This window comes from Agrococcus citreus (assembly GCF_039527715.1).
GTDB classification, from domain to species: Bacteria; Actinomycetota; Actinomycetes; order Actinomycetales; family Microbacteriaceae; genus Agrococcus; species Agrococcus citreus.
In genome coordinates this window covers 308,907-334,300 of record NZ_BAAAKK010000004.1, presented here as the reverse complement: position 1 = coordinate 334,300, position 25,394 = coordinate 308,907, and the positions used below count along the sequence as shown (strand labels likewise).

At 72.8% G+C, this 25,394-nt stretch carries 27 protein-coding genes; 13 read left to right on the top strand and 14 right to left on the bottom strand.

Annotated features, from left to right (window positions below):
* Positions 1-15: 15 nt before the first annotated feature.
* Entirely contained in the window at positions 16-1,323 is a 1,308-nt protein-coding gene (locus tag ABD106_RS08695; protein WP_343919411.1) for an FtsX-like permease family protein, read from the bottom strand.
* Positions 1,320-2,231: an ABC transporter ATP-binding protein gene (locus ABD106_RS08690; protein WP_343919409.1), complete on the bottom strand. Its 912-nt coding sequence runs from the start codon at positions 2,229-2,231 to the stop codon at positions 1,320-1,322. The genes ABD106_RS08695 and ABD106_RS08690 overlap by 4 nt, the downstream gene beginning before the upstream one ends.
* A 116-nt stretch (positions 2,232-2,347) precedes the next feature.
* Here ABD106_RS08690 and ABD106_RS08685 point away from each other — a divergent pair, with 116 nt between their 5' ends.
* Both ABD106_RS08685 and ABD106_RS08680 read left to right on the top strand, forming a co-directional pair.
* Positions 2,348-3,211, top strand: coding sequence for a CPBP family glutamic-type intramembrane protease (locus tag ABD106_RS08685; RefSeq protein ID WP_343919407.1), 864 nt, complete (start codon positions 2,348-2,350; stop codon positions 3,209-3,211).
* A gap of 39 nt (positions 3,212-3,250) precedes the next feature.
* On the top strand, positions 3,251-3,610 hold the full coding sequence (locus tag ABD106_RS08680; protein WP_343919405.1) for a VOC family protein: 360 nt from the start codon (positions 3,251-3,253) through the stop codon (positions 3,608-3,610).
* Positions 3,611-3,645: 35 nt separating this feature from the next.
* On the opposite strand, the gene ABD106_RS08675 is transcribed toward ABD106_RS08680, so the two are convergent.
* Positions 3,646-4,344, bottom strand: coding sequence for a GNAT family N-acetyltransferase (locus ABD106_RS08675; protein WP_343919403.1), 699 nt, complete (start codon positions 4,342-4,344; stop codon positions 3,646-3,648).
* Between the two features lie 59 nt (positions 4,345-4,403).
* Here ABD106_RS08675 and ABD106_RS08670 point away from each other — a divergent pair, with 59 nt between their 5' ends.
* Positions 4,404-5,351 (top strand): nucleoside hydrolase, encoded by a 948-nt coding sequence (locus tag ABD106_RS08670; protein ID WP_343919401.1) that lies wholly within the window; start codon positions 4,404-4,406, stop codon positions 5,349-5,351.
* Between the two features lie 23 nt (positions 5,352-5,374).
* Here the strand turns inward: ABD106_RS08670 and ABD106_RS08665 are convergent, their stop codons facing one another.
* The 3 genes from ABD106_RS08665 to ABD106_RS08655 form a co-directional block, all read right to left on the bottom strand.
* The gene (locus ABD106_RS08665; RefSeq protein ID WP_343919399.1) at positions 5,375-5,839 is read right to left on the bottom strand and encodes a GNAT family N-acetyltransferase; all 465 of its coding nucleotides are present in this window, start codon (positions 5,837-5,839) and stop codon (positions 5,375-5,377) included.
* 9 nt (positions 5,840-5,848) lie between these two features.
* Entirely contained in the window at positions 5,849-7,027 is a 1,179-nt protein-coding gene (locus ABD106_RS08660; protein ID WP_343919397.1) for a MalY/PatB family protein, read from the bottom strand.
* 95 nt (positions 7,028-7,122) lie between these two features.
* Entirely contained in the window at positions 7,123-7,620 is a 498-nt protein-coding gene (locus ABD106_RS08655; protein ID WP_343919395.1) for a beta-class carbonic anhydrase, read from the bottom strand.
* A gap of 40 nt (positions 7,621-7,660) precedes the next feature.
* On the opposite strand from ABD106_RS08655, the gene ABD106_RS08650 reads away from it, so the two are divergent.
* The 3 genes from ABD106_RS08650 to ABD106_RS08640 all read left to right on the top strand — a co-directional run bounded on the left by ABD106_RS08650 (position 7,661) and on the right by ABD106_RS08640 (position 10,159).
* A complete protein-coding gene (locus tag ABD106_RS08650) occupies positions 7,661-8,011 on the top strand; it encodes a nucleoside triphosphate pyrophosphohydrolase family protein (protein ID WP_343919393.1) in 351 nt (116 codons plus the stop codon).
* 25 nt (positions 8,012-8,036) lie between these two features.
* Complete coding sequence (locus ABD106_RS08645; RefSeq protein WP_343919391.1) at positions 8,037-9,353, top strand: FAD-dependent monooxygenase; 1,317 nt, start codon at positions 8,037-8,039, stop codon at positions 9,351-9,353.
* Between the two features lie 65 nt (positions 9,354-9,418).
* A complete protein-coding gene (locus ABD106_RS08640) occupies positions 9,419-10,159 on the top strand; it encodes a hypothetical protein (protein ID WP_343919389.1) in 741 nt (246 codons plus the stop codon).
* A gap of 264 nt (positions 10,160-10,423) precedes the next feature.
* Here ABD106_RS08640 and ABD106_RS08635 read toward each other — a convergent pair whose 3' ends face one another.
* Both ABD106_RS08635 and ABD106_RS08630 read right to left on the bottom strand, forming a co-directional pair.
* Complete coding sequence (locus ABD106_RS08635; protein ID WP_343919387.1) at positions 10,424-10,834, bottom strand: NUDIX hydrolase; 411 nt, start codon at positions 10,832-10,834, stop codon at positions 10,424-10,426.
* Positions 10,835-10,847: 13 nt separating this feature from the next.
* The gene (locus ABD106_RS08630) at positions 10,848-11,285 is read right to left on the bottom strand and encodes an Lrp/AsnC family transcriptional regulator (RefSeq protein ID WP_343919385.1); all 438 of its coding nucleotides are present in this window, start codon (positions 11,283-11,285) and stop codon (positions 10,848-10,850) included.
* 91 nt (positions 11,286-11,376) lie between these two features.
* On the opposite strand from ABD106_RS08630, the gene ddaH reads away from it, so the two are divergent.
* Together ddaH and rocD are read left to right on the top strand one after the other, a co-directional pair.
* On the top strand, positions 11,377-12,231 hold the full coding sequence (ddaH, locus tag ABD106_RS08625) for a dimethylargininase (protein WP_343919383.1): 855 nt from the start codon (positions 11,377-11,379) through the stop codon (positions 12,229-12,231).
* A gap of 11 nt (positions 12,232-12,242) precedes the next feature.
* Positions 12,243-13,478 carry an ornithine--oxo-acid transaminase gene (rocD, locus tag ABD106_RS08620; protein ID WP_425545736.1) on the top strand — a complete coding sequence of 412 codons (1,236 nt, stop codon included), beginning with the start codon at positions 12,243-12,245 and terminating at the stop codon, positions 13,476-13,478.
* A 111-nt stretch (positions 13,479-13,589) separates the two neighbouring features.
* On the opposite strand, the gene ABD106_RS08615 is transcribed toward rocD, so the two are convergent.
* Complete coding sequence (locus ABD106_RS08615) at positions 13,590-14,045, bottom strand: VOC family protein (RefSeq protein WP_343919381.1); 456 nt, start codon at positions 14,043-14,045, stop codon at positions 13,590-13,592.
* A 104-nt stretch (positions 14,046-14,149) separates the two neighbouring features.
* On the opposite strand from ABD106_RS08615, the gene ABD106_RS08610 reads away from it, so the two are divergent.
* Positions 14,150-14,593: an SRPBCC family protein gene (locus ABD106_RS08610; RefSeq protein WP_343919379.1), complete on the top strand. Its 444-nt coding sequence runs from the start codon at positions 14,150-14,152 to the stop codon at positions 14,591-14,593.
* Between the two features lie 36 nt (positions 14,594-14,629).
* Complete coding sequence (locus ABD106_RS08605; RefSeq protein ID WP_343919377.1) at positions 14,630-15,469, top strand: hypothetical protein; 840 nt, start codon at positions 14,630-14,632, stop codon at positions 15,467-15,469.
* An 11-nt stretch (positions 15,470-15,480) separates the two neighbouring features.
* Here ABD106_RS08605 and ABD106_RS08600 read toward each other — a convergent pair whose 3' ends face one another.
* Entirely contained in the window at positions 15,481-16,389 is a 909-nt protein-coding gene (locus tag ABD106_RS08600) for a phosphodiesterase (protein WP_343919375.1), read from the bottom strand.
* A gap of 289 nt (positions 16,390-16,678) precedes the next feature.
* Between ABD106_RS08600 and ABD106_RS08595 the strand changes: the two genes are divergently transcribed.
* Positions 16,679-18,259 carry a stealth family protein gene (locus ABD106_RS08595; RefSeq protein ID WP_343919435.1) on the top strand — a complete coding sequence of 527 codons (1,581 nt, stop codon included), beginning with the start codon at positions 16,679-16,681 and terminating at the stop codon, positions 18,257-18,259.
* Positions 18,260-18,269: 10 nt separating this feature from the next.
* On the opposite strand, the gene ABD106_RS08590 is transcribed toward ABD106_RS08595, so the two are convergent.
* From ABD106_RS08590 to ABD106_RS08575, 4 genes are read right to left on the bottom strand one after another with little or no spacing between them, the layout of a single operon-like run.
* A complete protein-coding gene (locus ABD106_RS08590; protein ID WP_343919373.1) occupies positions 18,270-19,676 on the bottom strand; it encodes a rhamnulokinase in 1,407 nt (468 codons plus the stop codon).
* Positions 19,673-21,736, bottom strand: a complete 2,064-nt coding sequence (locus tag ABD106_RS08585; protein ID WP_343919371.1) for a bifunctional aldolase/short-chain dehydrogenase — start codon at positions 21,734-21,736, stop codon at positions 19,673-19,675. The genes ABD106_RS08590 and ABD106_RS08585 overlap by 4 nt, the downstream gene beginning before the upstream one ends.
* A 37-nt stretch (positions 21,737-21,773) precedes the next feature.
* The gene (gene rhaI / locus ABD106_RS08580; RefSeq protein WP_343919369.1) at positions 21,774-22,934 is read right to left on the bottom strand and encodes an L-rhamnose isomerase; all 1,161 of its coding nucleotides are present in this window, start codon (positions 22,932-22,934) and stop codon (positions 21,774-21,776) included.
* A 1-nt stretch (position 22,935) separates the two neighbouring features.
* Positions 22,936-23,313: an L-rhamnose mutarotase gene (locus ABD106_RS08575; RefSeq protein WP_343919368.1), complete on the bottom strand. Its 378-nt coding sequence runs from the start codon at positions 23,311-23,313 to the stop codon at positions 22,936-22,938.
* A 184-nt stretch (positions 23,314-23,497) separates the two neighbouring features.
* On the opposite strand from ABD106_RS08575, the gene ABD106_RS08570 reads away from it, so the two are divergent.
* Positions 23,498-24,337, top strand: a complete 840-nt coding sequence (locus ABD106_RS08570; protein WP_343919366.1) for a DeoR/GlpR family DNA-binding transcription regulator — start codon at positions 23,498-23,500, stop codon at positions 24,335-24,337.
* The gene (locus tag ABD106_RS08565; RefSeq protein WP_343919364.1) at positions 24,334-25,380 is read left to right on the top strand and encodes an autoinducer 2 ABC transporter substrate-binding protein; all 1,047 of its coding nucleotides are present in this window, start codon (positions 24,334-24,336) and stop codon (positions 25,378-25,380) included. Before ABD106_RS08570 ends, ABD106_RS08565 begins: the two co-directional genes overlap by 4 nt.
* The last annotated feature ends 14 nt before the right edge of the window (positions 25,381-25,394 follow it).

Here is a 25,394-nt window from a genome sequence, read left to right as displayed (position 1 = left end):
GGTCCGGGCAGCGGGTCAGGCGGCCGCGGTCTCCGTTGCCACGCGCTTCACGAGCGGCAGCGCCGCGGCGGTCGCGCCGAGGGTCACGGCGACCGCACCGATCGTGAGCACCACCCAGGTGACGACCGACTCGGGGCTCGCGATCCAGAACATGAACATCGGCAGGATCAGCAGCAGCGCGACGACGGCGGCGCCCCCGACGCCCACGACGAGCGGGATCGCCACCTGGCGCACGAGCGCCGCGCGCATGACGGGCAGGTCGACGCCCATCCGGTGCATGGCCTGGTGCTCGCGGCGCTGGTCGAGCACCTTCGCCGACTGCGCGATGCCCGCGAGCACCGCGCCGAGCACGCCGGCGATCGCGATCGTGAGCGCGGCACCGGTGGAGATGTCGACGCTGAGCGCGTCGCCGGGCGCCGCCATCACCGGCGCGAGCGACGCGAAGCCGCCCGCCATGACGGCGATCGCCATCGCGCCCACGATGTTGAAGGCGCCGCGGGGGTCGTCGACCACCCGACGGGCCGCGAGCAGCGTGGCGGGCCTGCGCGCCGCCTTCGCGACGAGCCACGCGATCCCCTGGATCACGAGCGGCCCGATGAGCGAGTACGAGAGCACGACGATCGCGAGCAGCGCGATCGACACCGAGAGCTCCGCCGGGATGAGGTCGAGCACGACGACCGCGACGTACGCGACCGCGGCGAGGCCGAAGCCCGCGATGCGCCAGAGCGACAGGCGCTTGGGGCGCACGCGCTGCGCGACGCCGAGCGGGGTGACGTGCACGCGCCGCAGCGACGCGAGCGCCGCGGCGAGCGCGGTCGCGATCACCGCGCCGGCGGCGGCGAGCCACACCCACGCGGGCGGGAGCAGCTCCCCGGGCGCGAACGGGATGCCCTGGAACTGGATCTGCGCGATCGCGGGCGTGACGGCGAGCGCGAGCCCGGCGCCGACGACGACACCGACGACCGCTTGCGCGAGCGCGTCGAGCACGGCCATCGCCGTCACCTGGCCGCGGGTCGCACCGGCGAGGCGCAGCGCCGCGAGCCGGTCGTCGCGGCGCGCGACCGCGAGCCGCACCGCCGCTTGCGCGAGCGTCCAGACCGCCGGCAGCAGCAGCGCGGCCGCGATGAAGGCGAGGGTCAGCACGAGCCCGCCGTCGGCGGGCTCCACGACGCCGGTCTCGAGCCGCACGCGGAACGCGTTGACGCCGCCGAGCACGGCGAGCAGCGCCGCGGTCGCGAACGCGAACGCGATCGCGCTCAGCACGTCGGTCGCGCGCGCGCCGGTCGCGCGCGCCAGGCGCATCCAGAGCCGGAGGGTGCTCATCGCGAGACCTCGATCCAGGGCTGCTGCTGCGCGTCGGGCTGGGCGCTGCGCTGCATCGGGTTGGCGACCTGCGCGTCGGTGCGGGCCGCGCCGTACGACGCGGGCTGCGGCGCCTCATGGGGCACGTGCATCGGCACGGACGCGGGGCCGGGCGCGTCGTACGACGGTGCCTGCACGCCCGTGGGCGCCGCGGTCGCTGCGGAGTCGTGCGCTGCGGCGGGCTCGTCGCTGACGATCCGGCCGTCCTCGAGGCGCACGATGCGCGAGCACGCGGCTGCCACCTCCGGGTCGTGGGTGACGACGACGAGCGAGGCGCCGTGACCGAGGGTCGCGCCGATCAGCAGGCTCATGACCGCGCCGCCGGTGCTGCGGTCGAGCGCGCCGGTCGGCTCGTCGGCGAAGACGATGCCGGGGGAGCCGACGAGGGCGCGCGCGATCGCGACGCGCTGCGCCTGCCCGCCCGAGAGCTCGCCGGGCCGGCGGCTCAGCATGCCGCCGAGGCCCAGCCGGTGCAGCAGCGTCCCGGCCTGCGCCTCGGCCGCCCCGCGCGAGCCGCCCCCGAGCATGAGCGGCAGGGCGACGTTCTCGACCGCCGGCAGCTCGGGCAGCAGCTGGCCCGACTGGAAGACGAAGCCGAAGTCGCTGCGGCGCAGCTTCGTGCGCTCGCCGTCGCGCATCGTCGCGAGGTCGCGGCCCCGCCAGACGACCGTGCCCTGCGCGGGGGCGATGATGCCCGCGAGCACGTGGAGGAGGGTCGACTTGCCGGAGCCGGAGGGCCCCATGATCGCGACGGCCTCCGGGCCGTCGGCGCCGATCGAGAGCGAGACGTCGGCGAGCGCCGGCGCGGCGGCCTGGCCCTCGCCGTAGGTGTGGGTGAGGCGCTGGGCGTCGAGTCTGTTGGTCTGCATGTCTCCATCCGAGCAGTCCCGCGCCGCGCATCCCAGCGATCCCGGCCGCTTTGCATCGGCAGGCGGATGCAGGATCATCCGCTGGGCTGACAGGCGGGCATCCGTAGGCTGGGGGCGTGAGCATCGCAGCCCGGGGGATCCGCGCCAGGGGGATCCATGCGGAGGGCACCCCGACGCATCCGATCGCCATCATCCCGGCCGCGCTCGTGTCGCTCGGCGCGGTGCTGCAGTTCTGGGTGATGACCGACTGGGGCTACGTGCCGCTCGTCGCCGGCGTGATCGGCGGCATCCTCACCGACCGCGCGGGCCGGTCGTCGAAGCTCGGCCAGGACCTCGCGATCATCGCGATCGCGCTCACCTGGATCAGCATGATCTCGCTGCACGCCGACATCTCGAACGCCGGCATCCTGCGCTTCACGGTCGCGCTCGGCGGCGCCGTGCTCATCCCGTACGCGATCTCGCGCTGGGCGTACGGCGACCACGCGGTGCGGTTCCCGTGGAAGGGCGGTCGCTGGTCGCGGCGGATGTGGACCTATCTGGTCATCGTCGTCTTCGCCGCCTACCTGATCCTGCCGTTCTACTTCCTCACCTCGGGCGTCTACCGCAATTGGCCGCCGGTCGCGGAGTGGGACATGATCGCGCGCCTGTTCATGGGCGTGAACGCGGTCGGGCTGTGGGACGAGCTGTTCTTCATCTGCACCGTCTACACGCTGCTGCTGCGCCACTTCCGGCCCTGGATCGCGAACCTGCTGCAGGCGGCGATCTTCGTGTCGTTCCTGTGGGAGCTCGGCTACCAGTCGTGGGGGCCGCTGCTGACGATCCCGTTCGCGCTCGTGCAGGGCGCGATCTTCTCGTGGACGAAGAACCTCTTCTACGTCGTCACCGTGCACCTGCTGTTCGACGCGGTCGTCTTCCTCGTCATCGTGCACGCGCACCACCAGGAGGCGCTCCCGATCTTCCCCCTCATCCACGGCCTCTGACGTTGAGGGACGTGGGCGGGGGAGCGTAGCGTCACCGCCATGGCCATCGCTCGCTTCCCCACGCTCGTCATCGACTGCCCGGACGCGGATGCACTCGCGCGCTTCTACAGCGCGCTGCTCGACTGGCCCGTCACGAGGTCCGACGACGACTGGGTCGAGATCCAGGCCGACTACGGGCAGATGCTGTGCTTCCAGCAGGTCGAGCAGTACCGGGCGCCCGACTGGCCCGGGCAGGAGCACCCGCAGCAGATGCACGTCGACGTCGTCGTCGACGACCTCGACGAGGGCGAGCGCGCGGTGCTCGAGCTCGGCGCGACGAAGCACGAGCACCAGCCGGGCGAGACCTTCCGGGTCTTCCTCGACCCGGCGGGCCACCCGTTCTGCCTCTGCTCGAGCTGAACCGTCGGCGCGAGTCGGTCAGGGCTGGCGGTCGCTCAGTGCGGGCCGAGCAGCACGGCCGACTGCGAGCCGAGCCGCGTGAAGCCGAGCCGGTCGGCGAGCCGCAGCGACGCCGCGTTGCCCTTCCGGCACCGCCACTGGGCGATGAGCCCCGCGTCGATCGCGCCGCTCACCGCAGCCGTCGCCGCCGCGGCCGCGTAGCCGCGGCGCCGGTGCCGCGATGCGACGACGACGCCGATGTGGGCGATCGTCGTGTGCCACGGCTGGTAGCCGGCGACCGCGACGGGCTCCCGGTCCTCGCGCACGGCCCAGTGGTGCGCCATCGGCTCGACGCCGGCCTCCGCCCACTCGTCGTCCGGGACGGCCTCGCGCACCTTCACGAGGTCGCGATCCTCGCCCAGCACCACCTCGTGCGACGCCGCCGCGGGGCGGGTGCCGGTGAACAGCAGGTGCGCCGAGCCGATCGGCTGCGAGCCCGGCAGCAGCGCGGCGATCGCCGCCGCGTCGCGCAGCGTGACCCGGTGCTGCGTCTCGAGCGTCGAGAGTGCGCGTGCGGGCGCGGCGACGGCCATCGCCGCGCCGAGCTCGACGACGATCACCGAGTCGAGGTCCTCGCGCCGAGTCCACGTGACGCCCGAGCCGTCGAACGCCGTCGCCGGCACGCCGAGCGCCTCCGCCCACGCGGCCCGCAGCTGCACGCGGTCGCGCTGCGGCACATCCGGCATGTCGGCCATGGCGACAGTGTCGCCCCGGCGCGCAAGCCGGGGCGGGAGGCTCGCCCTAGGCTCGACGGGTGACCACTGTGCTGCTCGACGTCGACACGGGCATCGACGACGCCCTCGCCCTCTTCACCGCTGCGCTCTCGAACGAGATCGACCTCGTCGGCTGCACGATCGTGTGGGGCAACGTCGACGTCGAGCAGGGTGCCCGCAACACCTCGGAGGTGCTGCGGCTCGCCGGGCACGGCGACGTGGCGGTCGCGGTCGGCGCGGCCGGTCCGCGCGATGGCCGAGCCGCCGTCTTCTCGCCCCAGGTGCACGGTGACGACGGGCTGGGCGGATGCGCCGACACGGCCCACGAGCCGACCCTCGCGCCCGAGAGCGCGGTCGAGCTCATGCTGCGGCTGAGCCACGAGCACGCCGGTTCCCTCGAGATCGTCGCGGTCGGGCCGCTCACGAACCTCGCCGCGGCGCTCGACGCCGACCCGACGCTGCCGGAGCGCATCCGACAGGTGACGATCATGGGCGGCGCGGCGCTCGCGCCCGGCAACGTGAGCGAGACCGCGGAGGCCAACATCTGGCACGACCCCGAGGCCGCGCAGGTCGTGTTCGACGCGCCCTGGGAGCTGACGATGGTCGGGCTCGACGTGACGATGACGTCGCTCATCACCGACGCGCACCGCGCTCGGCTCTCGGCCGGCGGCGCGGTCGGGCGGTTCTCGTCCGACATCCTCGACTTCTACCTCGCCTACTACGAGAGCTTCTCGGGCGAGCGGGCCTCGGGCAACCACGACGCGCTCGCGCTCGCGGTCGCGACGGGGCTCGTGCGCACGACGCTGTCGCCCATCGTCGACGTGACGGTCGACTGCTCCGACGGCCCGACGCGCGGTCGCACCGTCACGCGGCTCGAGGGCGAGTGGGGCACGTGGCCCGACCGCGACGGCGCGCGGCACCGCGTCGTCATGGAGGTCGAGCCGGGCTTCGAGGAGCGCATGGTCGACCTGCTGGCCGCCGCGCGCTGATCGGTCGCGCACTCCGAGCGGCGTCAGTCGAGCCGGTAGCGGTGCTCGACGATCTCCTCGCCGACGGCGGCGGCCCACGAGCGCTCGGAGCCGACGCGCTCGAAGCCGGCCCGCTGCAGCACTGCCGCCGAGCCGAGGTTGTGCGCGGCGGCGCGGGCGTGGAGGGGCCGCTCGCGCTCGACGTCGAGGAAGAGCGGGAGCGCCGCCGACGCGATGCCGCGCCCCCAGCGCGCCGGGTCGATCCAGAAGCCGACCTCGCGCTCGTCGTCGATCGTGAAGCTGCCGATCGTCCCGACGGCCTGCCCGTCGTCGTCGATGACGAGCAGCAGGTTGGCGGGGTCGGCGCGCACGCGCCGGTAGTGGGCGTCGAAGGCCGCGCGGTCGGCGGGATCGTCGCGCGTGAACGCCGCCATCGCCGCCGCTGCCGGGTCGCGCTCCCAGCGGAAGACCGCGTCGAGGTCGGCGTCCTCGAGGAGCCGCAACCGCATCGTCATGGCCTACGCGACCGCGCCCATCCGCCGCACGGCCTCCTCGATGAGGTCGGGGCGCGTGCCGAGGTTGAAGCGCACGTGGTTCTCGCCGCCGGTGCCGAACGCCTCGCCGGCGCTCAGGCCCACGCGCGCGTGCTCGAGGAAGTGCTTCGCCGGCCCGGTCGAGAGGCCGATGTAGCCGGCGTCGGCGGTCGCCTCGGGGTCGGCGGCGCGCGTGCCCCGGCAGTCGAGCCACGCGAGGAACGTCGCCTCGCCGGGCCGCCACCGGATCGTGGGGGCGTGCTCCTCGAGCAGCCTGGCGAGCAGCGCCCGGTTCTCGCGCAGCCCGCCGAGCACGGCGTCGAGCCACGGGCGCCCGTCGTCGAAGGCCGCGATGTGGGCGATCGACGCGATGTGCGAGGGGCCGTGGCTCACGACCTCCGCGATGCCGGCGAGGTCGGCCGCGGTCTCGGCGCCGCCGACGATGAGCGCCGTGCGTAGGCCGGCGAGGTTGAACGCCTTCGAGGCGCTCGTGAGCGAGAAGCCGCGCGGGTCGACCGACCAGTAGGGCGTGAACGTCGCGTCGAACAGGAGCGGCGCGTGCACCTCGTCCGAGATCACGCGCACGCCGTGGCGGGCGGTGATCTCGGCGAGCGACTCGAGCTCGGCGCGCGTGTGGACCGTGCCGGTCGGGTTGTGGGGGTTGCACAGCAGCAGCACGGCGCCGGGCTGACCCTGGCCGGCGCCGACGCGTCGGCACGCCTCCTCGACCGCCTCGAGGTCGAGCCGCAGGTCGGCGCTGAGCGGGGCCTCCACGACCTGTCGCTCGGCATGCTGCGAGTAGGCGTGGAAGGGCGGGTAGACGGGGCTCGTGACGATCACCGAGCCGCCGGGCGGCGTGAGGCTGCGGATGAGCTCGAAGGCGCCCATCATGACGTCGCTGACGAGCGCGGTGCGGGCGACGTCGACGGCGGCGCCCCAGCGGTCGTCGGCGAACCGGCCGAACGCCTCCGCGTAGCCGCGCCCGTGCGGGTAGCCGGTGTCGCCCCGCAGCATCGCGGCGTGCACGGCCTCGACGATCGGCTCAGCGGGCAGCACGTCCATCTCGGCGACCCACATGGGCAGCACGTCCGGTTCGAAGAACCGCCACTTGATGCTCGTCCGCTCGCGGAGATCGGCCACCGGCACCTGCTCGAACGGGTTCATGTCCCCATCCTGGGGTCTCGACCGGCGGATCGGTACCGCGAGGGCACGACCCCCTGCAACGGCCGACGGCCCGCGACCAGCCACCCGGTCGAGCGTCAGGCGACCTGCTCGAGCAGGCCCGTGTCGACGTCGTAGAGGAACCCGCCGACGCGTGCTCGGTCGCCGATGAGCGGGTGCGAGCGCACGCGGTGCACGTCCTCGATGATCGAGAGCCGCTGGTGCTCGATCGCACCGAGGTCGAGCCACGACGCGTCGGTGCCTGAGGCCTCCGAGATGTCGACGAGCAGCGCGCGCTCCGACTTCGACGCCATCGCGCAGCGCGTGTGCTGCACGAGCAGCACGCGGTCCACGTTCAGCAGGTTGACGCCCAGCACGAGCGCGACGAGCGTGCGCTCGGTGGCTCGGCCGCCGGGGTTTCGCAGGATCTTCGCGTCGCCGGGGACGAGCCCGATCATGCCGAGCGGGTCGATCCGCGAGTCCATGCACGTCACCATCGCGACCCCCGACTTCGCGACGCCGTCGAAGCCCTGCAGGTCGAAGTTGGCGGCGAAGTCCCGATTGTGCGCGAGCAGGTCGTCGAAGGCGTTCTCCATGCATCCGAATCTACGCCTTGCGCGTGCCAGCATTGGCCGCATGGAGATCCGCGCCACCGCCCGCCAGATCGACGCGATCTCGCGCCGGTACGCCGACGTCTACGGCTTCGAGCGCGACGCCGACTGGCTCGTGCTCAAGCTGCAGGAGGAGGTCGGCGAGGTCGTGCAGGCCTGGCTCGCCAAGACCGGTCGGCAGCGCGACAAGGGCCACAGCCCCGAGGAGATCGACCGCCGCTTCGCGCTCGAGCTCGCGGATGCCGTGGGGATGCTGCTCGCGCTCGCGGAGGCGACGGGGGTCGACATCGAGCAGGCGATCGACGAGAAGTGGCTCGTCTGGGACCGTCGGGTATCGCAGCGAGCCGGCGAGGCGGATGCGCCCCAGCAGGACTGAGGGCCGAAGGGTTAGCCTCGGGGGCATGACGCAGACCGCCATCATCGTCGGTGCAGGACTCGGCGGCCTCGCCGCCGCCCGCGGGCTCGAGGCCGCAGGCTGGCAGGTGCGGGTGCTCGAGGCGGCGCCCGCCGTGCGCGGCCTCGGTGCGGGCATCAGCATCACCGCGAACGGCCTCGCCGCCCTCGACGAGCTCGGCGTCGGCGACGCGGTGCGCGAGCGCGCCGTGCGCGCGCTCCCCGAGGGCGTCTTCACCGACCAGGGCTCGCCGCTCCAGCAGGGGTTCCAGCTGCCGTCGAGCGCCGTCCACGCCATCCACCGCTCGACGCTGCACGACGCGCTGCGCGACGGCCGCGAGGTCGAGACGGGCATGCGGGTGGTCGGGGTCACCGACGGCTCGAAGGGCCGCCCGAGCGTGACCGTCGAGCACGGCGCCGCGGACCCCGACTCGGCGGACGCGCGCGACGAGCGCCAACGGCGACGCGACCGGGCGCGCGGCACGAAGCTGGGTCGACGCATCCACCGCGTCCTCGAGCCCGGTGACGATCCCATCGACCGCAAGGCGGAGTCGCGCGCGAGCCGCGCGCAGGTGCGCGCCGTCGAGGCGGCCCGCTTCGAGACGATCGAGGCCGACCTCGTCGTCGGCGCCGACGGCATCGACTCCGCGGTGCGCAAGGCGCTGTGGCCGAAGGCGCGCACCGACTACTCGGGCGCGACGTGCTGGTACGGCGTGCTGCAGGCCGAGGCCGACTCGCCCGCCGGCGTGCGGCAGTACCTCGGCCGCGCGGCCGAGTTCGGCATGGAGCCGATCGACGGCGGCCGCGTCTACTGGTGGGCGATGGCGCACGCGCGCATGGGTCAGACCGCGGGCGACGAGGTCGAGGCAGCGAGGGCGAGGTTCGACTCGTGGGCGCCCGAGGTGCGCGACCACATCGCGGCCACGCCGCAAGCGGCCATCGTCCGTCGCGACCTGTGGTCGCTCGCGACGCCGCTCAGGGGGTTCACCCGACCGGGCGTCGTGCTGCTCGGCGACGCCGCGCACGCGATGCTGCCGACGCTCGGCCAGGGCGGCAACCTGACCTTCGAGGACGCAGCGACCCTCGGCATCCTGCTCGAGGACCACTCGCTCGACGAGGCGCTGCGGCGCTACGACCGCGCGCGCGTCGGCCGCACGCAGCGCTTCCAGCAGCGCTCGCGCCGACTCGCCAGCACGACGGTGCGGGCCCGCAACCCGGTGCTCGTCGCCGCTCGCAACGGCGCGTACAACCTCGTGCCGACGATGGCCGCCGAGGTCGTCGCCGACTGGATGCTCGGCTGGCGGTCGCCGCGGCACACCGACTGACGCGGATGCGCCGACGCTCGCAGGTGCGCCCTGGCGGCGCCGAGGCATCGGGCGCACAATGAGGCATGGCCGACGACCCGGCCGCCGATCCGCCGCCTGAGCAGCCGAGGCGAGCGGCGGGCACGCCCGCCGCTGCCGAGGGCGACGCCGTGCTCGCCCGCCGGGTGCAGATGCTCGCCACCGAGCACTGGGGACTGCTCGCCGCTCGCGGCACCGCCCAGAGCGAGGTGCTCACGCGCATCACCATCTTCCTGACGCTCGTCTCGGCCGGCCTCGTCACGATCGGCCTCCTCGGCCAGGCTTCGGGCTACGCGGAGTGGTTCTCGCCCGCGATGCTCGCGATCCTCGCGTTCGTCGCCGCGATCGGCCTCATGACGCAGCTGCGCGTGATCGACGTCGGCAGCGAGGACATGATGTACGTCGTCGGGATGAACCGGCTGCGGGGCGGCTACGTCGACCTCGACCCGCAGGTGGCGCAGTACTTCCTCGCCGCCGTGACCGACGACGCGGCCGGCATGGATCAGACGTACTCCTTCATCGTGCGGCGCAGTGCGCTGGGCCACCTGCTGGCGAGCTCGATGGTGCTCATCGTCGTCGTCAACGCCTGCGTCGACGGTCTGCTCGTCGGCGCGGTGGTGGTGACGCTCACCGGCGCCGTGGGCTGGGCCGTCGCGGCCGGGGTCGTCGCAGGCCTCGCGTGGGTGCTCGTGTCGATGTGGCTGGGCTACCGGGACTATCGGGAGGCGTGGCGGCGATACGTGCCGCGGCGATCGACGGGGGAGGGGCCCGGCTTCCTGCGCGACTGAGCCGACATGCCCGTCGCAGCCGTTCCCAGCCATGGGTAGTTCTCCCCATCGCGCTCGCCCAGGCAGCGCCCCTACCGTGAGCGAACGGCCCGGCTGGGGCCCCGACGCCGAGAGGTCGAGGGGAATCGGGCCAGACAGGATCCCGGTGCCACGGCTCCGGGATGCGAGCGGGATCCTCGACCATGGAGCGAGGCTCTGCGGCAGCCGTGACGCTGCCGCCCGCTGATGCAAGAGGGGCCCGACCGATCCGGTCGGGCCCCCTTCTCAGCTGCGGGCTCGCTCCGCGAGCAGCATGGGGAAGACGAGCTCGCGGTTGAGCGGCGCCTCCGCCTCGTCGTCGATGCCGACCGCCGGGTCGATCCAGCGCACCGCCTCGATCTCGGCGCGCGGCTCCGGCGCGATCGCGTCGTGCGTGCGGAACACGCTCGCCCGCAGCGCGAAGCCGGCCTCGTTCGCGGCGCGGGTCTCGAACTCGCCCATCGGCTCGATCCGGTCGAGCGCGATCTCGACGCCGAGCTCCTCGAGCACCTCCCGCACGGCGCACTCGGCCGCGGTCTCGCCGCCCTCCGGCTTGCCGCCGGGCAGCATCCACGCCGACGTGCCGCGCTTGCGCACGGTCAGCACGGCGCCGTCCTCGCGCTCGAAGCAGATCGCCGAGACGGTGATGGAGCGCATGCAGCCAGGCTAGTCAGCCCGCGTTCCGCGTGATGAGCTTCGAGAGCACGATCGCCGACCGCGTGTGGTCGACGCTCGAGGCCGCACGCACCTTCTCGAGCGCCTCCTCGAGCGCGATGACGTCGCGCGCCCGCATGATGACGAACGCATCCGCCTCGCCCGTCACCGTGCCGGCCTCGACGATCTCGGGGATGCCCGAGAGGATGCGCTTGAGGTCGGAGGGCGACACGGTGCCGCGGCAGAAGAGCTCGACGTACGCCTCGGTCGCGAGCCCCTCGACGGCGGGGTCGACCTGCACGGTGAAGCCGCGGATCACCCCGTCGGCGACCAGCCGATCGATGCGGCGCTTCACGGCCGAGGCCGAGAGCCCCACCTCGCTGCCGATGTCGGCGTAGCCGGCCCTCGCGTTGAGTCGCAGCTGGTCGATGATGCCGTGATCGGTGCGGTCCATGCGCACGAATCTACGACGAACAGGCTGGTGCTCGCAAAGAACCTGCGCTCCGACGGGTCCTCATGCGTCGATTCTTTGCGACCATGGCCATATGCAGCCTGAGACGACCATCATCGCGCGCCCCGAGACCGCACCCGCTCCGACCCGCTCCGCCGCCCACAAGACGGTGCTCATGTGCCGTCCGGAGCACTTCACCGTGACGTACCGCATCAACCCCTGGATGCGTCCGGAGATCCCGACGAGCACCGCGACGGCCGTGCAGCAGTGGCAGTCGCTCTACGACGCCTACGTCGGCCTCGGCTACGATGTCGAGCTCATCGATCCCATCGCCGGGCTCAACGACATGGTCTACGCCGCGAACGGCGGCTTCACGCTTGACGGCAAGGCCTACGGCGCGAAGTTCACCTACGAGCAGCGCGTGCCCGAGGGTCCCGCCTACATGGCCTGGTTCGCCGAGCACGGCTTCGAGGTGCACGAGCCGCAGCAGATCAACGAGGGCGAGGGCGACTTCCTGCTCTCGCAGGGCGCGATCCTCGCCGGCCACGGCTTCCGCACCTCGCTCGAGTCGCACGACGAGCTGCGCAGCATCTTCGACCGCGAGGTCGTGAGCCTGCGCCTCGTCGACCCGGCGTTCTACCACCTCGACACCGCGATCGCGATCCTCGACGACGAGAACATCGCGTACCTCCCGAAGGCGTTCGACGAGGGCAGCCGCGCGGAGCTCGAGCGCCGCTACCCCGACGCCCTGCACGTGAACGAGGAGGACGCATCCGTGCTGGGCCTCAACTCGTTCGGCGACGGCCGCACGATGCTCATCGCTGGCCGCGCGACCGACTTCGACCGCCAGCTGACCGAGCGCGGCTACGAGACCGTCGGCCTCGACCTCTCCGAGCTGCTGCTCGGCGGCGGCGGCATCAAGTGCTGCACGCTGGAGCTGCGACGATGAGCGAGACGACGATGACGCACGAGTCCACGATGCCGGATGCCCTCAGCTCGGCCACGCAGGCCGCGATCGCGCAGGTCGAGTCGAGCGCCGCGCACAACTACCACCCGCTGCCCGTGGTGGTCGTCGAGGCCAGCGGCGCCTGGGTGACCGACGTCGACGGGCGCCGCTACCTCGACTGCCTCGCCGCGTACTCCGCGGTGAACTTCGGGCACGGCAACCCGCGGCTGCTCGCCGCGGCGCACGCGCAGCTCGACCGCGTCACGCTCACGAGCCGCGCCTTCCACTCGGCCGCGCTCGGCCCGTTCGTCGAGGCGCTCGCGACCCTCGCGGGCAAGGACATGGTGCTGCCCATGAACACGGGCGCGGAGGCCGTCGAGTCGGGCATCAAGGTCGCCCGCCGCTGGGCCTACCAGGTGAAGGGCGTGCCCGCGGGGCAGGCCGAGATCATCGTCATGGAGGGCAACTTCCACGGCCGCACGACCACGATCGTGTCGTTCTCGGACGACCCGGATGCGACCGAGGGCTACGGGCCGTTCACGCCGGGCTTCGTGCGGGTGCCGTACGGCGACGCCGACGCGCTCGCCGCCGCGATCACGCCGCGCACCGCAGCCGTGCTGCTCGAGCCCATCCAGGGCGAGGCGGGCATCCTCGTGCCCCCCGCCGGCTACCTGCAGCGGGTGCGCGAGATCACCGAGCGCGAGCGGGTGCTCCTCATCGCCGACGAGATCCAGTCGGGCCTCGGTCGCACGGGCGCGACCTTCCAGTGCGACAACGAGGGCGTCGTACCCGACGTCTACCTGCTGGGCAAGGCGCTCGGCGGCGGCGTCGTGCCGGTCTCGGCCGTGGTCGCGAATGCCGACGTGCTCGGCGTGCTGACGCCCGGCTCGCACGGCTCGACCTTCGGCGGCAACCCGCTCGCCGCGGCGGTCGGCCTCGAGGTCGTGCGGATGCTCGCCGAGGGCGACATGCAGGCTCGCGCGCGCGAGCTCGGCGCTCGACTGCACGCGGGCCTCGGCGAGCTCGTCGGGCACGGCGTCACCGCCGTGCGCGGTGTGGGGCTGTGGGCCGGCATCGACATCGATCCCGCCGTCGGCACGGCGCGCGACGTGTGCTTGCGGCTCATGGAGCGCGGGATCCTCGCGAAGGACACGCACGGCCAGACCGTGCGCCTCGCGCCGCCGATCGTGATCGACGAGGCAGACCTCGACATGCTCGTGCGCGAGTTCCGCACAGCGGTCGGCGCGTAGCCTCGGCCGTCCCGGCCCCGCGGACCCCGTCCACCGAACCGGACCCGGTGCACCGGGTCCGCGTCGGTGGGCGGGGTCCGCAGAGCGCCGTCGCTGCGGCTGGGGCGTGCGCTACGGCTCGGGGGTGACCTGCATCGGGTCGACGGCGACGGCCCGCACATCCGTGCCGTCGGAGAGCACCTCCGAGATCATGCCGAAGACGTTGCCGTCGGGGTCGCGCACGTAGCCCACGCGGCCGACGCCCTGCAGGTCCTCCGGCGCGACAGCCTCGGCGGCGCCGAGCTCGATGCCTCGCGCGAACGTCGCGTCGACGTCGTCGACCGAGACCACGATCGTGCTCCCGTTGATGGGCGCCCCCGCCTCGGGGGCGGGTCCTTCGCGCTGCGCGAGGCCGCCGTCGATGCCCGCACCGGGGCCCTCCGCGCCGATCGGCGCCTCGCCGGTCGAGATCGACCAGTACTGCCACTCGCCGAAGCGCTCGAAGCGCCAGCCCAGCAGCTGCGAGTAGAAGTCGATGAGCCGCTGCGGCTCGCTCGCGTGGATCTCGAAGTGGACGACGAGGCTCATGCCGGCTCCTCTGCTCTGCGATCGATCGGGTCTGCGCACGGCGCTGCTGGTGCACGCGACGCTACGCCGACCGTGTGCGAGCCGCCAGCGTGCACACTGTCGGCATGCGCGCGCACTACCGCTTCGACCACTCGTGGCACGTCGACGCGAGTCCGGATGCCGTGCTCGCGCTCCTCGAGGACGTCCGCGGCTACGGCGCGTGGTGGCCGTCGGTGCGGGTGACGGGCGGCTCGCTCGCGGCCGAGCACCGCACCGCCGACCTCGAGGTGCGCGCCCCGCTCGGCTACCGGCTGCGCATCGCGCTCACCGAGCGGGAGCGATCGCCGAGCGAGCTGCGCGCGGCGATCGGCGGCGACCTCGAGGGCTGGTGCTCGTGGCGCGTCGCGCCCGAGGGCGCGGGCACCCGCGTCGACTTCGCGCAGGAGGTGGAGGCGCGGCAGCCGCTGCTGCGTGCCGCGAGCCCGCTGCTGCACGGTGCGTTCGCGCACCAGCACGGCGCGGTCATGCGCGCGGCGGAGCGGGGGCTCTGCACAGCGCTGCGGGGCTGAATGGCCTTCCGAGCAAGACGGGCGTACGCTCACGGGGTGGCTGACAGCATCCTCCTCGGGCACGCACCCAGGCCCACCGACGGGGCCCAGCTTGCGAAGCGCATCCGGACCCTCGTGATCGCGGCGGAGCCGGCGGGCATCGCCTGCACCTCCATCATCGACGCCGAGCTCGACGGCGCCGACATCGCGCGCCTGCACCTCGACCTCACCGACTTCATCCTCGCCGGCGAGGTCGACCGCGACCGAGCGCGGCTCGAGCCGCAGGGCGCCGCCGTCTCGAGCGAGTCGGCCGTGCTGCGGCACCTCACGGTGAAGGCGTCGCCGATGCGCGTCTCGGGCGCCGAGGTGACCCTCGACGCGCAGCTGAACGACCTGCCGTTCCGCTGGATCGAGACCGACAACCGCGAGCTCGCCGTCGAGCTGGCCCGGCCCAGCAACGAGCACCCGCTGCACGGGCACGCGCTCGTGTCGGTGCCGAAGCACCAGCTCGGAGCCGCGGTGCTCGCGCTCACCGAGTCGTCGCTGCTCGACATGGGCGTGAGCGTCTCGAAGCTCGAGCTCGACGTCGAGGCGCTCGGCCCGCGCAGCCTGCGGTTCACCGTCGACGGCAAGGTGCGCAAGGGGCTCCTCGGCGCCTCGGTGCACGGCTCCGCCACCGCGAGCATCGACGACCGCATGGGCGTCACGCTGACCGACATCAAGCTCGAGAGCGGCAACCCGATCGTCGCTGCGCTGCTCGCTGCGACCCGCGGGCGCATCCAGGGCTATGAGGGGCGCCGCATCGACGTCGCGGCCGAGCTGCCCGAGGGCATCCGCCTCGCCGACGTGCAGGTGCGCGTCACCGACGAGGTCATCGTCGAGGCGCGGCTGGTCTAGGCCGCCGGGCGTCAGGCGCTGACGAGCGCCGCTCGACGCCGACGCTCCGCCAGGCGCACGCCGGCCGCCTCGAGCCGCCGCGCCGACTCGTCGGCGTCGATCCAGTCGAGCGCCGCGAACTCGCCGAGCGGCACGACCGAGTGCACCACCGTCGTCGGGTACACGTGCACGAGGTTGAACGCCCGCGCACCGTCGCGCCCGCGGGTGCCGCCGACCGGCACGTTGAGGTCCTGGGTGTAGCAGGTCGCCGACGCGACCGACACGGGGATGCCCGCGACCGACGCCGTCGACGAGTAGTGCAGGTGCCCCGCGAGGATCGAGCGCACGTCGGTGCCCACGAGCGAGGTGGCGAGCGCCGACTGGTCGCGCAGCTCGACGCTCGCGGCGAGGTCGAGCACGCTCGGGATGGGCGGGTGGTGCATGGCGAGGATCGTGCCGTGCGGCGCCGGCGTCGCGAGCACGTCGCGCAGCCACTCGAGCTGCGCGGGGTTGACCTCGCCGTGGTGGCGGCCGGGCACGGTCGAGTCGAGCGTCACGATGCGGAGCCCGTCGACGTCGAGCACGGCGTCGACCGGGGCGTCGGAGGCCGGCTCATCGAGCAGCTCGCTGCGGAATGCCCGGCGATCGTCGTGGTTGCCCATCACCCAGACGACGCGCGCACCGAGGTCGTCGGCGACCGGATCGACGATGGCGCGCAGCCGGCGGTACGCGTCGGGCTCGCCCCGATCGGCGAGGTCGCCCGTGAAGACGATCGCGTCGGGGCGCGCGCCCGAGGCCTCGAACTCCTCGAAGAGGCGATGCAGGTGCTCCTCGCTCGCGACGCGGTCGTAGAGGCGGCCGCCGCCGGCGAGGAGATGGGTGTCGGAGATGTGGAGCAGGAAGTGGTTCGGCCTCGGGTGCTCGGCCGATCGGATCTGCACGGTGCTTCCCCTCCGTTGGCGTCGGGTGCGCTCTGCATCGGGCGCTGGTCGAAACCTAGTCCAGGGCACCCACCCGAACGCGCCGTGCATGCGGCGTGTACACAAGGTGAACACGGGCGGATCCCTGCCAGAGGGGTACGGCCCTACCATGGGGTGACACCGGCAGACAGGAGCCACCCCGCACGTGAAGCACCGATTCCCCGATCTGCAGCCCGCCGACGCCCCGGCGTTCGTGCGCGGCACCGACGCCGACAGCATCGACCCCCAGGTCTCGACCGCGCCCGAGCTCGTGCTCGTGCACATCGACGGGCGGCTCTCTCGGTTCGATCGGGATGACGTCGTGGTGCGCAAGGGGCTGTACGCGCTCGCGAACGGCCACATGACGCCGCACGAGTCGATGGTCGAGGATCTGCTCGCGATCGGCCGGGCGCTCGACGACGCGGGGATCCCGTTCCTGCTCGTGCGCGACGACGACGGTCGGCCGATCATCGCCGTCGATCGCGCGAAGCGCAAGGCGCTCGCGGCCGCGCTCGCCGCGGCCTTCGACGCCGAGCCGTTCTACGCCGAGGCGATCGCCCCGCGCAAGGCCGTGCGCGGCCCCGTGCTGCTCGCCGACGGCCGCCTCGCCGGCCACTCCAAGGCATCCGTCATGCGCATCTACCGCCCGCGGGTCGAGCCGGCCGGCCGGCTGCGCTACGGCAGGGAGACGGCCGTCAAGCTCGAGCTGTGGCGGTTCGGCGAGGAGTCGCTCACCGCGCCGGAGCCGAACGCGCTCATGCGCGCGACGATGCCCCGGCACGAGGCGGTCGAGGCCACCGTGCAGCGCTACGGCCGCGAGTGGGCGACGATCCAGGACATGTGGGAGCCGCTCGCGAGCGACGTCGGCTTCGACATCGACATGGTCTTCTCGTGGGTCGATGGCTCGAGCGACGAGTTCCAGCGCGAGCGCGCGAAGCGGATGCAGACCTACGTCGTCGGCAGGGGCGACGACTCCGAGGCGCGCTTCCGCCAGATCGACGAGCTGCGGTACGCGCTGCGCTCGGTGCACATGCACGCGCCGTGGGTGCGGCGCATCTTCATCGCGACGGACTCGCCCGCGCCCGCGTGGCTCGCCGACCACCCCAAGGTGACGATCGTGCCCGCCGAGGCGATGTTCGCCGACCCGTCGGTGCTGCCGACCCACAACTCGCACGCCGTGGAGTGCCAGCTGCACCACATCGAGGGGCTCAGCGAGCACTTCCTCTACTCGAACGACGACATGTTCTTCGGCCGGCCCCTGAAGCCCGACGTCTTCTTCTCGCCCGGCGGCATCACGAAGTTCGTCGAAGCGACGACGCGCATCGGCCTCGGCGACACCACCCCCGAGCGATCGGGCCACGACAACGCGGCGCGCACGAACCGCGAGGTGCTGCGCCGGCGCTTCGGCGCCGTCACCACGCGCCACCTCGAGCACTGCGCCGCGCCGCTCACGCGCGGCGTGATGGCCGAGATGGAGCGCGAGTTCCCCGAGGAGTTCCGCCGCACGGCGGCCTCGCGATTCCGCTCCTCGACCGACATCTCGGTGACGAACTCGCTGTACCACTACTACGCGCTCATGACCGGGCGGGCCGTGCAGCAGACGGCCGCGAAGGTGCAGTACATCGAGACGACGCTGCGCGAGTCGCTGCCGGCGATGCAGCGGCTGCTGCGCAAGCGCAACCAGGACATGTTCTGCCTCAACGACGGCTCGTTCCCCGAGATCTCGGTGGAGGAGCGCACCGCCGCCGTGCGCGAGTTCCTCGAGTCGTACTTCCCCATCCCCGCACCGTGGGAGAAGGTCGAGCGCGAGGCGGACGTCGCGGCGCAGTCGGCCGGCGACTCCGCCGGCTGACTTCGAGGACTCAGCGGGGGCGGTACTCCTGCAGCGACTGCGTCGCGCGCACGAGCGCGCGCAGCTCCTCGAGCGACTCGGGCGCGGCGCCGAGCGCACGAGCCTGCACGAGCACGCTGCCGATCGCGGTCGCCTCGACCGGCCCCGCGACGACGGGCAGCCCGGTGCGGTTCGCGGTCAGCTGGCACAGCAGCGCGTTGCGCGACCCGCCGCCGACGACGTGCACGCGCTCGATCGGCTGCCCGCTGATCCGCGCCGCATCCCGCAGGGTCACGGCGTAGCTCTCGGCGAGCGACTCGAGGATGCAGCGCACCACCTCGGCCCGCCCGCGCGGCGGCCGCTGCCCGCGATCCTCGAACCACGCGTGGATGCGCGCGGGCATGTCGCCGGGCGGGTAGAAGCTCGCGTCGGTCGGGTCGAACACCGGCACCCGCCAGTCGACGGCCGCGGCCGCGTCGAGCAGCTCGGGCAGCCCCATCCGCTCGCCCGCGGCCTGCCACGTGCGCATCGACTCGCTCAGGATCCACAGCCCCATGACGTTCTTGAGGAACCGGGTGCGGCCGTCGACGCCGCCCTCGTTCGTGAACGACGCCTCGAGCGCCTCCCGCGTCGCGATCGGTGCGGGCGTCTCGATGCCCACGAGCGACCACGTGCCGCTCGAGATGTAGGCACCGCCCGGCTCCATCGGCACGGCGACGACGGCGGATGCGGTGTCGTGCGAACCGATGGCGAGCACGTCGGGTGCGCCCTGGATGCCGAAGTGCGCCCGCGTGGTGGCGTCGATCGGGCCGATCAGGGCTCCCGGGTGGACGACCTCCGACAGCAGCGACGCCGGGATGCCGAGCCGCTGCATGAGCTCGAGGTCCCACGAGCCGTCGAGCCGCATGAGGCCCGTGGTCGACGCGTTCGTGCGCTCCATCACCATGCGCCCGGTCATCCAGTAGCCGAAGAGATCGGGCAGCAGCAGCAGTCGATCGGCGGCCTCGAGGAGTCCCCGCTCGCGGTCGACCATGAGCTGGTTGATGGTCGTGAACGGCATGCGCTGCAGGCCGCACCGCTGCCACAGCTCGGGCTGCTCGATGACGGCGTCGACGAGCTCGAGCCCGCGGGCGGTGCGGTCGTCGCGGTACGAGTAGGGGATGCCGAGCAGGCTGCCCCGGCGCAGCAGGCCGTAGTCGACCGCCCACGAGTCGACCGCGACCGACGCGAGCGACGCATCCCTCGACGCGACCGCGACGCCGTGGAGGGCCGCGTCGTAGAGCCCGAGCACGCTCCAGTGCAGCCCGTCGCCGACGCGCACCGGCCGGTTCTCGAACCGCGCGACCTCGTCGAGCCGGAGCGTGTCGCGGCCGACCTCCGCGCGCAGCACGCGGCCGCTCGTCGCGCCGAGGTCGATCGCGGCGACGGTCGCCGTCATCGCAGGAACGCCGCCGCGACGCCCGAGTCGACCGGCACGTGCAGGCCGGTGGTGTGGCTGAGGTCGGGCCCGGTCAGCACCGAGACCGCGTTGGCGACGTTCTCGGGCAGCACTTCGAGGCCGAGCAGGGTGCGGCCCGCGTAGTACTTGCCGAGCTCCTCCTCCTTCACGCCGTAGACCTCGGCGCGCGAGGCGCCCCAGCCGCCGGCGAAGATGCCGGAGCCGCGGACGACGCCGTCGGGGTTGATGCCGTTGACCCGCACGCCGTGCTGGCCGAGCTCGGCCGCGAGCAGCCGCACCTGGTGCGCCTGGTCGGCCTTCGTCGCCGAGTAGGCGATGTTGTTCGGGCCCGCGAAGACCGCGTTCTTCGACGAGATGTAGACGATGTCGCCGCCCATGCCCTGGTCGATGAGCGCTCGGGCAGCGGCGCGCGAGACGAGGAACGAGCCTTTCGCCATCACGTCGTGCTGCAGGTCCCAATCCGCCTCGCTCGTCTCGAGCAGCGAGCGCGACAGCGACAGCCCCGCGTTGTTGACGACGAGGTCGACGCCGCCGAACGCGAGCACGGTCGCGTCGACGGCGGCCTGCACCTGCTCGGCCTTCGTCACGTCGCACTGCACGCCGATCGCGACATCGGTCGAGCCGAGCTCGGCCGCGGCGGCCTGCGCCTTCTCGAGCTCGAGGTCGGCGATCACGACGCACGCGCCGTCGGCGGCGAGGCGCGTCGCGATGGCCTTGCCGATGCCGGATGCGGCACCCGTGATGAGCGCGACGCGACCGGCGTGCGAGCGCGGCTTCGGCATCCGCTGCAGCTTCGCCTCCTCGAGCGACCAGTACTCGATGCGGAACTTCTCGGCGTCGGAGATGGGCGTGTAGGTCGAGACCGACTCGGCACCGCGCATCACATTGATGGCGTTGATGTAGAACTCGCCAGCGACGCGAGCGGTCTGCTTGTCCTTGCCGAACGAGAACATGCCGACGCCCGGCACGAGCACGATCGCCGGGTCGGCGCCGCGCATCGCGGGGGAGTCGTCGGTCGCGTGCGCGTCGTAGTACGCGGCGTAGTCGGCGCGATACGCCTGGTGCAGCTCCCGCAGCCGCTCGACGGCGCGCTCGAGCGGCGCGTCGGCCGGCAGGTCGAGCACGAGCGGCTTCACCTTGGTGCGCAGGAAGTGGTCGGGGCACGACGTGCCGAGCGCCGCGAGCCGCGGATGCGCGTCGTGCGCGAGGAAGTCGAGCACGACGTCGGCGTCGGTGAAGTGGCCGACCATCGGCCGGTCGAGGCTCGCGATGCCGCGCACGTGCGCGGCGAGCTGGGCGGCGCGCTCGCGGCGCTCGGCCTCGGGCAGCGGCCCGAAGCCCTCGAGCGGGGCGCCGAAGGGCTCGGCCGAGCCGTGCTCGGCGAGGAACGCCTCGGCGGTGCGGATGATCCAGAGCGAGTTGGCCTCGGCCTCGTCGCTCGTCGATCCCCACGCGGTGATGCCGTGGCCGCCGAGGACGCAGCCGATCGCGCCGGGGTTGGCGCGCTGGATGTCGCGGATGTCGAGGCCGAGCTGGAAGCCCGGTCGGCGCCACGGCACCCAGACCACCTGCTCGCCGTAGATGCGGCGCGTGAGCTCCTCGCCGTCGGCCGCGGTCGCGATCGCGATGCCCGCGTCGGGGTGCAGGTGGTCGACGTGCGGCTGCTCGACGAGCGCGTGCATCGCCGTGTCGATCGAGGGCGCCGCGCCGCCCTTGCCGTGCAGGCAGTAGTCGAACGCGGCGACCATCTCGTCCTCGTGCTCGACGCCGGGGTAGACGCCCTCGAGCGCCCGCAGCCGGTCGAGCCGCAGCGCGGCGAGACCCTTGGGCTGGAGCGTGCCGAGGTCGCCGCCGGAGCCCTTGACCCACAGCAGCTCGACCTCCTCGCCCGTCACGGGATCGAGGTCGGTGCCCTTGGCCGACGTGTTGCCGCCGGCGTAGTTCGTGTTCTTCGGATCGCTGCCGAGCCGGTTGGAGCGTGCGATGAGGGCCGCGACGTCGTCGTTCGTCGCTTTGCTGTTCGTCTCAGTGCTGTGCATTGGTCGCCTGCTTGGTTCGGAGGTGTCGGGGCGCCGCTCAGGCGCCCCAGCCGGCCTGGGTGCCGCCGACGCGCTCGGCAGCGGTGCGCTCGAGGTAGCCCGAGTCGAGGAAGGCGCGCATCGGCTGCTCGGGCAGCCCCTTGGCCGCGCGGTGCTCGGCGAGCAGCGGCCGCACGTCGGTGGCGAAGGCGTCCATGAGGATCTCGTTCGCGAGCAGCACGTCGCAGTCGCGGCGCGCGGCGGCGAGCGCCTCCGTGTCGATCGAGAGCGCCTTCGCGACGGCCTCCTGCACGTTGAGGACGCTGCGGATCTGACCGGGGATCTTCGCCTCGATGTTGTGGCACTGGTCGAGCACGAGCTGCACGTCGGGGTCGCCGTAGCCGCCGCCCGCGATGAGCTCGGTGACGATGCGGAAGAGCTGGAAGGGGTCGGCGGCGCCGACGATGAGGTCGTCGTCGGCGTAGAAGCGCGAGTTGAAGTCGAACGCGCCGAGCTTCCCGAGCCGGAGCAGCTGCGCGACGATGAACTCGATGTTCGTGCCCGGCGCGTGGTGGCCGGTGTCGAGCACGACCTTCGCGCGGTCGCCGAGCGCGAGGCAGTGCACGTAGCTCGTCCCCCAGTCGGGGATGTCGGTGTGGTAGAACGCCGGCTCGAAGAACTTGTACTCGAGCACCATCCGGTGCTCCTCGTCGATCGCGGCGTAGATCTCGGCGAGCGAGGCTGCCAGGCGGTCCTGCCGCTCGCGGATGGAGTCCTGGCCGGGGTAGTTCGTGCCGTCGGCGAGCCAGACCTTGAGGTCGCGCGAGCCGGTCGCGTGCATGACCTCGATGCACTCGAGGTGGTGGTCGACCGCCTTGCGGCGCACGCGCGCGTCGGGATGCGCGAGCGAGCCGAACTTGAAGTCCTCGTCCTGGAACGTGTTCGAGTTGATCGTGCCGAGCGCGACGCCGAGGTCCTCGGCGTGCCGCCGCAGCGCATCCCACTCGTCGACCCTGTCCCAGGGGTAGTGGAGCGCGACGGTCGGCGCGAGCCCGGTGTGACGATGCACCTCCGCCGCGTCGGCGATCTTCTCGAAGGGGTCGCGTGGCGTGCCGGGCGTGGTGAACACGCGGAACCGCGTGCCCGAGTTGCCGTAGGCCCAGCTGGGCACCTCGATGCGCAGCCGGTCGAGCTGCTCGCTGGTGGGGGTGACGGCCATGTCAGCTCCTTGGGTGGGGGTCGAGCGCCGCGAGCTGGGCGTCGAGGTCGAAGGCGAGGGGGATGAGCTCGAAGGACTCGTCGGCGGGCCGTTCGAGCCCCTCGAAGAACGGCTGCATCTCGGCCTGCCAGCGCGCGTTCACGTCGCGCTCCGCCATGCCGGCGAGGGATGCCTCGAGGTCGACCGCGCGGAACGTGCCGATGCAGGTGCCGTCGTCGGCGACGAAGATCCGGTAGTCGAGCCAGCCGGTCTCGGCGAGGGCGTGCAGCATCTCGGGCCAGACGGCGGCGTGGCGCTCGCGGTAGGCGGTCACGAGCTCGGGTCGCACGCGCAGCCGGAAGCAGACGGGCGCCGGCGCGGCAGCGGGCGTGCTGGCCATGGTCGCTCCTGTCCTCGTCGACGTCGGTGCTGCCGATGCGCGCAGCACCAGGGTCCTCGCTGCGAGCCAGCATGCCCGGTGATGCTTTCGAACGCAAGCGCAAATGTTGCGATTCGGTATCGCTCACTTGCGAAGCGGGTTTCGTATGCGTACTGTCGCCAGCATCACCGACAAGGGAGACGCTGTGGTCAGTCGCGAGGCGAGCATCCTCGACACGCTCGGAGCCGAGGGCTCCGTGCTCGTCGCAGACCTCGCTCGCGACCTCGGCGTCTCGGAGGTCACGATCCGCAAGGATCTCGACGCGCTCGAGCGCCGCCAGCTGCTGCGGCGCACGCGCGGCGGCGCCGTGCTTCCCGACCGGGGCGATGAGGGCGCGTTCCGCGACCGCATGCACCGCGAGTCGGCGGCGAAGCTCGCCATCGCCGCCGAGGCCGCGAAGCTCGTCGCGGACGGCGACGTCATCGCGCTCGACACCTCGTCGACCGCGCACCACCTCGCGCTCGAGCTGCTCCACCGACAGAGCCTCGTCGTCATCACCCAGTCGCTGCCGACCGCCATGGTGCTGCTCGAGCGCTCCGACGCACGCGTGATCATGCCCGGCGGCACGCTGCGGCGCGAGAGCTCCGGCCTCGTCGGCCCCATCACCGACGCGCTCGTCGGCCGCGGCCGCATCGACAAGGCCTTCGTGGGCGTCGTCGGGCTGTCGCCCGAGCGCGGCCTGCTCGAGCTCGCCACCGACGAGGCGGTCTCGAAGCAGGCGCTCGTCGCCGCGAGCGACGCGGTCCACGGCCTGTTCGACTCGACGAAGACGCGCGGCTTCGCGCTCCACTCGTTCGCTCGCGCCGACCAGGTGACGAGCCTCATCACGGATGTCCAGGCATCCGACGACTTCGTCGGGGATTGGGAGGCGGTCGGCGTGCCCGTCACGCGCGTCCCCATCCCCGGCGGCACGACGACCGGCACGGCGCCGGTCCAGGCGCGGACGGGAACCACCCGTCGCCCCACCCAGAAGGAGCATCGATGAAGATCTCACGCAAGATCGCGGGTGCGCTGGCGCTCTCGGCGGCTGCCGCCGTCGTGCTGGCCGGCTGCACGTCGCGCAACGACACCGGCGAGACCGCCGCCCCGGGCGCCACCGACGGCGCGAGCGCCGAGGGCCTCACCATCGCGTTCGTCCCCAAGCTGCAGGGCATCCCCTACTTCGAGGCGATGAACACCGGCGGCCAGCAGGCGGCGGAGGAGCTCGGCTTCGAGTGGCTCTACCAGGGCCCGACGACCGCCGACGCGGCCGCGCAGGCCGACATCGTGCGCTCGTTCATCCAGCAGGGGGTCGACGTGCTCTTCGTCGCGCCGAACGACCCGAACTCGATGGCGCCGCTGCTCCAGGAGGCGCAGGACGCCGGCATCCACGTCGCCACGACCGACACCGACGCGCCCGACTCCGTGCGCGAGGTGTTCGTCAACCAGGCGTCGGTCGAGGGCATCGGGCAGGCGCTGACCGACACGCTCCTCGAGGCGATGGGCGGCTCCGGCAAGTACGCGATCGTGTCGTGCGGCGAGACCGCGGCCAACCTCAACGCGTGGATCGAGGTGCAGGAGGAGTACACCGCCTCCGAGTACCCGGACGCCGAGATCGTCGACGTCGTCTACGCCGGCGAGGACCAGGCGATGGCCACCCAGATGGCGACCGACCTCATGAACAGCAACCCCGACCTCACCGGCCTCGTCGGCGAGTGCACCTCGAGCGCACCGGGCGTCGCCCAGGCCGTCGAGGACGCGGGCCGCACCGGCGAGGTCTTCACGGTGGGCCTCGGCACGCCGCAGTCGATGCTGCCCTACCTCGAGTCGGGCTCGTCGAGCGGCTCCATCCTGTGGGACGTCGAGGCGCTCGGCTACCTCACCGGCTGGGCGGGCATGCAGCTCGCCAACGACGGCGACCTCGGCGACCTGAGCGGCGTCGACAACGAGGCGCTCACGGCGGTCGAGTACGACGAGGCGTCGGGCGTCCTGCTGCTCGGCCCGCCGACCGTGTTCACCGCCGAGAACGCGGGCGACTACGACTACTGATCGCCCGATCGGCT

Bases quoted from the DNA above. Each gene is read 5' to 3' on its own strand.
- ABD106_RS08640 (WP_343919389.1), top strand. From the start codon at position 9,419: ATGGCCGACGACCCGGCCGCCGATCCGCCGCCTGAGCAGCCGAGGCGA.
- ABD106_RS08615 (WP_343919381.1), bottom strand. From the start codon at position 14,045: ATGAGCCTCGTCGTCCACTTCGAGATCCACGCGAGCGAGCCGCAGCGG.
- ABD106_RS08645 (WP_343919391.1), top strand. From the start codon at position 8,037: ATGACGCAGACCGCCATCATCGTCGGTGCAGGACTCGGCGGCCTCGCC.
- ABD106_RS08655 (WP_343919395.1), bottom strand. From the start codon at position 7,620: ATGGAGAACGCCTTCGACGACCTGCTCGCGCACAATCGGGACTTCGCC.
- ABD106_RS08650 (WP_343919393.1), top strand. From the start codon at position 7,661: ATGGAGATCCGCGCCACCGCCCGCCAGATCGACGCGATCTCGCGCCGG.
- rhaI (WP_343919369.1), bottom strand. From the start codon at position 22,934: ATGGCCGTCACCCCCACCAGCGAGCAGCTCGACCGGCTGCGCATCGAG.
- ABD106_RS08585 (WP_343919371.1), bottom strand. From the start codon at position 21,736: ATGCACAGCACTGAGACGAACAGCAAAGCGACGAACGACGACGTCGCG.
- ABD106_RS08680 (WP_343919405.1), top strand. From the start codon at position 3,251: ATGGCCATCGCTCGCTTCCCCACGCTCGTCATCGACTGCCCGGACGCG.
- ddaH (WP_343919383.1), top strand. From the start codon at position 11,377: ATGCAGCCTGAGACGACCATCATCGCGCGCCCCGAGACCGCACCCGCT.
- ABD106_RS08590 (WP_343919373.1), bottom strand. From the start codon at position 19,676: ATGACGGCGACCGTCGCCGCGATCGACCTCGGCGCGACGAGCGGCCGC.
- ABD106_RS08660 (WP_343919397.1), bottom strand. From the start codon at position 7,027: ATGAACCCGTTCGAGCAGGTGCCGGTGGCCGATCTCCGCGAGCGGACG.
- ABD106_RS08665 (WP_343919399.1), bottom strand. From the start codon at position 5,839: ATGCGGTTGCGGCTCCTCGAGGACGCCGACCTCGACGCGGTCTTCCGC.
- ABD106_RS08675 (WP_343919403.1), bottom strand. From the start codon at position 4,344: ATGGCCGACATGCCGGATGTGCCGCAGCGCGACCGCGTGCAGCTGCGG.
- rocD (WP_425545736.1), top strand. From the start codon at position 12,243: ATGACGCACGAGTCCACGATGCCGGATGCCCTCAGCTCGGCCACGCAG.
- ABD106_RS08575 (WP_343919368.1), bottom strand. From the start codon at position 23,313: ATGGCCAGCACGCCCGCTGCCGCGCCGGCGCCCGTCTGCTTCCGGCTG.
- ABD106_RS08630 (WP_343919385.1), bottom strand. From the start codon at position 11,285: ATGGACCGCACCGATCACGGCATCATCGACCAGCTGCGACTCAACGCG.
- ABD106_RS08610 (WP_343919379.1), top strand. From the start codon at position 14,150: ATGCGCGCGCACTACCGCTTCGACCACTCGTGGCACGTCGACGCGAGT.
- ABD106_RS08635 (WP_343919387.1), bottom strand. From the start codon at position 10,834: ATGCGCTCCATCACCGTCTCGGCGATCTGCTTCGAGCGCGAGGACGGC.
- ABD106_RS08565 (WP_343919364.1), top strand. From the start codon at position 24,334: ATGAAGATCTCACGCAAGATCGCGGGTGCGCTGGCGCTCTCGGCGGCT.
- ABD106_RS08690 (WP_343919409.1), bottom strand. From the start codon at position 2,231: ATGCAGACCAACAGACTCGACGCCCAGCGCCTCACCCACACCTACGGC.
- ABD106_RS08695 (WP_343919411.1), bottom strand. From the start codon at position 1,323: ATGAGCACCCTCCGGCTCTGGATGCGCCTGGCGCGCGCGACCGGCGCG.